The 6,322-nt window shown below is 61.7% G+C and carries 8 protein-coding genes and 1 pseudogene; 8 read left to right on the top strand and 1 reads right to left on the bottom strand.

The features are described 5' to 3' along the window. The 3 genes and pseudogenes from EN749_RS28155 to gph all read left to right on the top strand — a co-directional run. Nucleotides 1-383, top strand: a pseudogene (locus tag EN749_RS28155) (ribulose-phosphate 3-epimerase); the annotation flags it as partial. 21 nt (nt 384-404) lie between these two features. Beyond that, entirely contained in the window at nt 405-962 is a 558-nt protein-coding gene (locus EN749_RS28160) for a thioredoxin family protein (RefSeq protein WP_127395378.1), read from the top strand. Further along, the gene (gene gph, locus EN749_RS28165) at nt 959-1,660 is read left to right on the top strand and encodes a phosphoglycolate phosphatase (RefSeq protein ID WP_127395379.1); all 702 of its coding nucleotides are present in this window, start codon (nt 959-961) and stop codon (nt 1,658-1,660) included. Before EN749_RS28160 ends, gph begins: the two co-directional genes overlap by 4 nt. A 47-nt stretch (nt 1,661-1,707) precedes the next feature. On the opposite strand, the gene EN749_RS28170 is transcribed toward gph, so the two are convergent. After that, nucleotides 1,708-2,088: a cytochrome c family protein gene (locus tag EN749_RS28170; protein ID WP_127395380.1), complete on the bottom strand. Its 381-nt coding sequence runs from the start codon at nt 2,086-2,088 to the stop codon at nt 1,708-1,710. A gap of 362 nt (nt 2,089-2,450) precedes the next feature. Here EN749_RS28170 and EN749_RS28175 point away from each other — a divergent pair, with 362 nt between their 5' ends. From EN749_RS28175 to EN749_RS28195, 5 genes are read left to right on the top strand one after another with little or no spacing between them, the layout of a single operon-like run. Continuing rightward, on the top strand, nt 2,451-2,660 hold the full coding sequence (locus tag EN749_RS28175) for a hypothetical protein (protein ID WP_127269602.1): 210 nt from the start codon (nt 2,451-2,453) through the stop codon (nt 2,658-2,660). Between the two features lie 33 nt (nt 2,661-2,693). Next, nucleotides 2,694-3,680: an ABC transporter substrate-binding protein gene (locus EN749_RS28180; protein WP_128364388.1), complete on the top strand. Its 987-nt coding sequence runs from the start codon at nt 2,694-2,696 to the stop codon at nt 3,678-3,680. Continuing rightward, entirely contained in the window at nt 3,677-4,501 is an 825-nt protein-coding gene (locus EN749_RS28185) for an ABC transporter permease (RefSeq protein WP_127321095.1), read from the top strand. Before EN749_RS28180 ends, EN749_RS28185 begins: the two co-directional genes overlap by 4 nt. Beyond that, complete coding sequence (locus EN749_RS28190) at nt 4,470-5,210, top strand: ATP-binding cassette domain-containing protein (RefSeq protein WP_128364390.1); 741 nt, start codon at nt 4,470-4,472, stop codon at nt 5,208-5,210. The genes EN749_RS28185 and EN749_RS28190 overlap by 32 nt, the downstream gene beginning before the upstream one ends. A gap of 34 nt (nt 5,211-5,244) precedes the next feature. Further along, on the top strand, nt 5,245-6,216 hold the full coding sequence (locus tag EN749_RS28195) for a quinoprotein relay system zinc metallohydrolase 2 (protein WP_128364389.1): 972 nt from the start codon (nt 5,245-5,247) through the stop codon (nt 6,214-6,216). Nucleotides 6,217-6,322: the final 106 nt, after the last annotated feature.

Consider the following 6,322-nt stretch of genomic DNA (forward strand, 5'->3'; position numbering starts at 1 on the left):
CCCTGCAGGCGATCAAAAATCTCGGCAAGAAGGCCGGCGTATCGCTGAATCCTTCGACGCCGGAGAGCGTCATCGAATATGTGCTCGACAGGCTCGACCTGGTGCTGCTGATGACGGTCAATCCAGGCTTTGGCGGCCAGGCCTTCATTTCCGCGGTCATCGAGAAGATCAGGCGAATCAACGCACTGGTTGGCCACCGCCCGATTGACATCGAAATCGATGGCGGCGTCACGGCCGAAACCGCCCCGCTGGTTGCCGCGGCCGGCGCCAATGTGCTGGTCGCCGGGTCGGCCGTGTTCAAGGGGGGCACCGAGGCAGCCTATCGCGCCAACATTGGAGCCATCCGACAGACGGCCGACGGTGCGATCCGGAAAGCCGCATAAATCATTCCATCGGAGGCAAGCATGGCGGCCGTCCCCCCTGTGTGCGATTTCGGCTGGCGCGCCATCGATGCCGTTTTGCCTGGCGTCGACGGCAGGTCGCATTCGATCTTCAGCCAGGCCGGCCCGAACGGCCTGGTCGTGGCCTTCATCTGCAATCACTGCCCTTATGTGAAGGCGGTGATTTCACGTATCGTGTGCGATGCCAACGATCTTAAGGCCGAAGGTATCGGCTTTGTCGCGATCAACTCAAACGATGCCGACACCTACCCGGAGGATTCCTTCGACCAAATGAAGCTCTTCGCCACGACGAACGGCTTTAGCTTCCCTTACCTGCACGACCACCGCCAAACTGTGGCGCGCGATTACGCAGCCGTGTGCACTCCCGATTTCTTCGGGTTCAACAGCGAGTTGGGACTGCAATATCGCGGTCGGCTGGACGCCTCGCGACGAGAAGCCGGAGCGCCCGGGCTGAGACGCGACCTGTTCGAGGCGATGAAGCAGGTTGCCCGAACCGGCGACGGGCCGCTGGACCAGATCGCCTCGATCGGCTGCTCGATCAAGTGGAAGGATGCCGCATGAACGTCGGTGCAGGTAGGCCGCTTCGATCGCCGAAGGCGATCCTGTTCGATCTCGACGGCACGCTGGTCGACTCGGCACCGGACATAGCGGCCGCCGTCAACGAACTGCTGGCCAGTCGCGGTCTGCCGCCGCTGCGCCTGGATCAGGTCACGGCCATGATCGGCGGCGGCGTCAGGAAATTGATCGAGCGAGCCTTCGCGGCGTCGGGAGCGCCACTGCTCGGCAACGCTCTCGATGAGGCCAACCGCGTCATGGCGCCTATCTACCGCCGGCATCTGACCGGCCTGACAAGGCTGATGCCTGGAGTCAGGGAGGCTCTCACCCACTTTCATTTGGGCGGAGTAAGCATGGGGGTGGCAACCAACAAACCGCAGTTGGCGACCCGCGAAATCCTGCTTCATTTCGGATTGACGGAATATTTCGGCGCAATCGTTGGCGGAGACGCGGTGACATTCCTGAAACCGGCGCCCGATGCCCTGCTGCTGGCGTTGGCACAGCTTGGGGTCGACCCCGGTGACGCGCTGCTGGTCGGAGACAGTGGCGCCGACCTGGGTGCCGCACGCGCCGCCGGCATGCCCGTCATTCTGTTGCGCGGCGGCTACAGCCACATTCCGGTGGAAGAGCTTGGCGCCGACCTCGTTTGCGACAGCCTTTTCGATCTGCCTTCGGCCATGCAGAGGCTGCAAGCCGATGCGTGATCAAGGCGTCCGCCGGCCGAACGCAAATTCGAACGGCCGGCCGCGCTCTATTTCGAGAATTGCTTCAGATAGGCAATGACATTGGCGATGTCTTCGTCCTGCTTCAGGCCGACAAACGCCATCTTTGTTCCTTTGACCATGGCCTTGGGATCGTGAAGATAGGTCTTCAGCGTGGGTTCATCCCATTTGACGCCGGACTTGCCTGCCGCGACCATCGCCTGAGAATAGCTGAACCCCGGGTGCGTGCCGGCCGTTCGGCCGATGACGCCGTTCAACGACGGGCCGACCTTGTTCTTGTCCTGGTCGGCGGTATGGCAGACCTTGCATTTGGCGAAGACCTTCTCACCAGCCGCCGCATCCTGTGCCTGGGATTGGCTCGCGATGAAGGGCACAACGGACATGACTGCGAAAAATGCGATTGCGCGCATGGTATTTCCTCATTGATCGTCTGGGTGCCCTGGACGATTTGCGCATGCCGATCCTTTGATCCGTCGGTATGCGCCTTACGCGGTGGAGTGGAAATTCCGCTTCTCCCGTGAAGCGGCGCCGCGTGACTCGGAAGCTAATTGGCATGTTGTGAAAGTCAATCGTACAAAGGTTTAGGGGCCTGCGAGCTCAAGAGACCTTTCCATTCGTCTTTGTTGACGGCTATCGGGCGAGCGCGTAGCTTGACCTCAATCCGGTTTCTCCATTGGCACCTCGGGAAATCCGGCAAGTGGCGGTTTGTCCTGGCTCCTGGTTGGGCTGGACTCGCCGAGATGGGCGTTTGGGAACGCGCAAGAGGTGCTGAATGGACATGGTCGATCTCATATTGACGGTTTGCCTCAGCGCCAATCCGAGCAATTGCCGAGACGAACATCTCTATTTCGAGAGCCGCGGCACTCTGTTCCAATGCATGATCCTTGCCCCCAGCGAAATCGCGAAATGGTCTCAAGAACACCCGAACCTCAAGGTCATGCGCTGGAAATGCGCATTTCCGAGCAAGGAACGAGCCATCTGATTTGGCAGCGCGGAACCCTGGGGAGGAGGTGTCATGATGGTTTCACGGCGCATGACGCTGCGTCTGGCGGTTCTCGGGACAGCCGCTGTTCTTGCTACCAGGCCGGTCGTTGCGGCAGCCAGGATTCGCCTCGGTGTGCTGAAGTTTGGAACCGTGAGTTGGGAACTCGATACACTAAGGCAGCACAAATTCGATGCCGCCAACGGGATCGATCTGGAGATCATCGACTTCGCCGGCGAGGATGCAACCAACGTCGCGATGCTGGCTGGCGCGATCGACATGATCGTCTCCGACTGGCTGTGGGTCTCGCGCCAGCGCTCCGAAGGCGGCGACCTCACATTGACCCCCTATTCGACCGCCGTGGGGGCGATCATGGTGAAGGAGGATTCGCCGATCCGGACGATCGCCGATCTCAAGGACAAGAAAATCGGCGCCGCCGGCGGCCCGCTCGACAAGAGTTGGCTGCTTATACAAGCGCTGACCAGACGCGACCTCGGCGTCGACCTGTCGGCAGCCAGCGACATCGTCTTTGGCGCGCCGCCGCTGATTTCGGAAAAGGCGATACAGGGCGAACTCGATGCGGTGCTGAATTTCTGGCATTTTTGCGCGCGTCTCGAGGCCAATGGCTTCCGTCGATTGATCGGCGTGAATGACGCGGCAAAAGCGCTTGGGGCTCTGGGACCCGTGTCGGCGCTCGGTTACGTCTTCCATGACCAATGGGCGAGCGAAAACCCCGATGCCGTCAGGGGTTTCGTGAGGGCTTCCGCGCAAGCCAAGGACTTGCTGGCCAGATCCGATGACGAATGGCTGCGCCTGGCGCCGATCATTCGCGCGGAAGGCAAGGAACTGGAAAAGCTGCGCGATCGCTACCGCCAGGGCATTCCCAGACGGTCGGTCGCCGAGGAAGCGGCCGACGCCGGCAGGCTATACCATGTGCTGGCGGCGATCGGCGGCGCGAAACTTGTCGGCAGCGCGCCGGAGATGGCGCCCGGCACGTTCTGGCAGGATCCCCGGAAATGACCGCATTGGGAACCGACGGCACGCGTGATGCTCCGCCGAGCATGTCCGGCCGACGCAGTCTGGCGACGGCACTCATGCCCGCGCTGACCGTAGCGGTCTCCCTGCTCGGGCTTTGCCTGCTGTGGAACCTTGCGGCAAGCGTCTGGCCAAGCCGTGCCTTTCCAGGACCTGGGCAGGTCTGGCAAGTGCTTCTCAGGGAGGCTGCGAGCGGCGACCTTTTTTACCATCTCGGCGTGACTCTCGGCCGGGTCGCCGCGGCATATATCGTCGCCATGATCATCGGATCCGTCATCGGCGTTTTGCTCGGCAGCCATCGTCGCGTCGACCGTTTTTTCAACCCGTGGGTGATCCTGTTCCTCAACATCCCGGCGCTGGTGGTCATCGTCCTCGGCTACATCTGGTTCGGCCTCAACGAGGCGGCGGCGATCGGCGCGGTGGCGGTGAACAAGATCCCGAATGTCGTGGTGACGATGCGCGAAGGCGCCAGGGCGCTCGATCCAAGTTACGCCGAAATGGCCACCGTCTATCGCTTCGGCCGCCTTGAACGCATCCGCCATATCCTGCTGCCGCAATTGCAGCCCTATCTTGCCGCCGCGTCGCGATCCGGCATCGCCCTCATCTGGAAGATCGTCCTGGTCGTCGAACTGCTCGGCCGCTCGAACGGTGTCGGCTTCCAGATCCATCTCTATTTCCAGCTCTTCGATGTCGCCGCCATTCTTGCCTACACGCTAGCTTTCGTGGCGGTGATGCTTGTCATTGAACTCCTCCTGGTGCAGCCCGTTGAACGACATGCAACCCGTTGGCGCCGTCGTCCCGCTTAAGGTCGACATCGCCGAAAAGACCTTCAGGTCCGCGCGAGGCGTCTCGATCACCGCGCTTCAGGACCTTTCCTTCGAGGTCCGGCAAGGCGAATTCGCCTGCTTGCTGGGACCGTCGGGCTGCGGCAAAACCACGACGCTGCGTATCCTGCTTGGCTTGGACAAAGACTTTTCCGGCTCCTTTCAGTTGCCGCAAGGAGGTTCGAACCGCATCGCCGCCGTATTCCAGGAACCGACCCTGCTGCCGTGGCGAACGGTGGAACAGAATGTCAGGCTGGCGTTGCCCAAAAGCTTGAGAGCGAAAAATCTGGACGGGCTGTTCGACACGCTCGGCCTCGCCGGCATGCGCTCGCTCTATCCTGCCGAACTGTCGCTCGGCCTTGCGCGCAGGGCAGCACTTGCCAGGGCTTTCGCCACCGAGCCGGCGGTGCTTTTCCTGGACGAACCTTTTGTCTCGCTCGACGAACAGACCGCCGAGCGGCTTCGGCATCTGCTTTTGACCGTGTGGTCGGCACGGCCAATGACCGCCTTGATGGTGACGCACAATCTACGCGAGGCACTGATGCTGTCGGACCGCATCATCGTGCTCGCGCCACGGCCAACCCATGTGCTCGGCGTGTTCGACGTACGGTTGCCACGGCAACATCGCAATTCGCAGGTGATGAGCGACCTCCTGCGGTCGTTCCATCATAGATTTCCGGACGTCACCTGATCGCCTGCTGGCGAAATGCATATCGGAGGCCTTCATGTCGGTTGATCGGCTAAGACGCAGGCTTGTGAGTGGCTTCACCTGCACCGCTGCCAGCGCCGCCTTGCTGCCATGCTGCCTCGGACGAGCCGTTCTGGCCGCAGGCGGCAGCTTGCGGTTCTCGACCAGGCAAATCGCCGACGGCGTCTTCGCCTTCCAGGGCGCGGATGAATTGATGACCGCCGCCAACAACGGTGCGATCTGCAATCTGGGCGCCGTCATCGGCACCGATGCGGTTGCCGTCATTGACAGCGGTGGCAGCCTGATCGAGGCGCAGGCCTTTCTCGCCGCGATCGGAAAGCTGACAGCAAAGCCGGTTCGCTTCCTGGTCAACACCCACATGCATCCCGACCACATCTTCGGCAATGCGGCATTCCGGAAGATCGGCGCGACCATCGTCGGTCACCGCAATCTGCCGCGTGCTCTCGAGGCGCGTGGAGCGTTCTATCTGCACAACTATCGCGAACAGCTTGGCGAGGCGTTGATGGAGGGGATCGAGATCGTGCCGCCGACCATGCTGGTCGACGATCGCCTGCAACTCGACCTCGGCGGGCGCATGATCGAACTGCGGGCATGGAAGGCGGCGCACACCGACAACGACCTGACCGTATTCGATACCGCGACCAGAACGCTCTTTGCCGGCGATCTCGTGTTCATGGGCTCCTTGCCGACGCTCGACGGATCACTGCTTGGATGGCTCCGCCAGATGGATGCGCTCACCGCGATCGACGCCACGCGCGTCGTTCCAGGTCATGGTCCTGTAACGGCCGACTGGCCACAGGCGCTGGCGGGGGAGCGACGCTATTTCGAGATTCTGGCGCGCGATATCCGAAAGGCGATCGCCGACGGAACGCCGCTGCGCGAAGCAGTCAAAACCGCTGGCGAAACCGAACGGGATAATTGGCACCTGTTCGACGACTACAACCAGCGCAACGCAACGGCCGCATTTGCCGAACTCGAGTGGGAATAGACGATGCCGACATGCGTCCAGCACCTGTAAGGCACGGCGATTTGCCAAGGCGTCGCCAAAGGCTTATCCTCAACGCCAGCCTGGGCACCACCTCTCTGCATTGGTG

This window comes from Mesorhizobium sp. M7A.F.Ca.ET.027.02.1.1, from assembly GCF_004022985.1.
Classification (GTDB): Bacteria; Pseudomonadota; Alphaproteobacteria; order Rhizobiales; family Rhizobiaceae; genus Mesorhizobium.

Coding starts and splice junctions, on each gene's coding strand:
- EN749_RS28195 (WP_128364389.1), top strand. CDS start 5,245: ATGTCGGTTGATCGGCTAAGACGCAGGCTTGTGAGTGGCTTCACCTGC.
- EN749_RS28170 (WP_127395380.1), bottom strand. CDS start 2,088: ATGCGCGCAATCGCATTTTTCGCAGTCATGTCCGTTGTGCCCTTCATC.
- gph (WP_127395379.1), top strand. CDS start 959: ATGAACGTCGGTGCAGGTAGGCCGCTTCGATCGCCGAAGGCGATCCTG.
- EN749_RS28160 (WP_127395378.1), top strand. CDS start 405: ATGGCGGCCGTCCCCCCTGTGTGCGATTTCGGCTGGCGCGCCATCGAT.
- EN749_RS28180 (WP_128364388.1), top strand. CDS start 2,694: ATGATGGTTTCACGGCGCATGACGCTGCGTCTGGCGGTTCTCGGGACA.
- EN749_RS28190 (WP_128364390.1), top strand. CDS start 4,470: ATGCAACCCGTTGGCGCCGTCGTCCCGCTTAAGGTCGACATCGCCGAA.
- EN749_RS28175 (WP_127269602.1), top strand. CDS start 2,451: ATGGACATGGTCGATCTCATATTGACGGTTTGCCTCAGCGCCAATCCG.
- EN749_RS28185 (WP_127321095.1), top strand. CDS start 3,677: ATGACCGCATTGGGAACCGACGGCACGCGTGATGCTCCGCCGAGCATG.